Raw genomic sequence first — 392 nt, 5'->3', positions numbered from 1 at the left:
GAGCTGAGAGGCTGCTTCCCGCACTTTCGGATCAAGGCTCTTGTCGTCTTTCATTTTCGCCAGTTTGTCGCGAGTCAGAACACCGCTTCCAAAGAACGTGTCCTGATGGTCCTTGATCATCTCGACCGTATTCAGCTCAGTTTGCGTGAGGCTCATCGACGATGAGGCGACTTGCAGGAAATCCTCTTTGTGCATCTTCCCTTTCGAGCCACCGCACAACTGGTTCCAAGCATCGGGGTGATCGAGGAAATATTGCGCCGCCGCAATGACCTGGGGCGGAAATTTGCCGTTTTTCGATTCGCCGCCGACCATTTTCTTGAACTCATCCAGACTCAGGTCCTTGGACAGATTTTCGGAGTACCGGTAAAACTCCCGCAAGGCATCGCTCAAGG

The 392-nt window shown here is 53.1% G+C and carries 1 protein-coding gene; it reads right to left on the bottom strand.

Features of this window, described 5'->3' with window-relative positions; translation table 11 throughout:
• Window positions 1-392 (bottom strand): HrpF/NolX family T3SS translocon protein (locus ENZ75_RS34155; RefSeq protein WP_281061345.1); only part of this gene is annotated, 392 nt, incomplete at both ends.

Source organism: Mesorhizobium sp. M7A.F.Ca.CA.002.04.1.1 (genome assembly GCF_004022805.1).
GTDB lineage: Bacteria > Pseudomonadota > Alphaproteobacteria > Rhizobiales > Rhizobiaceae > Mesorhizobium > Mesorhizobium ciceri.
This window is presented reverse-complemented; position numbering and strand designations above follow the sequence as displayed.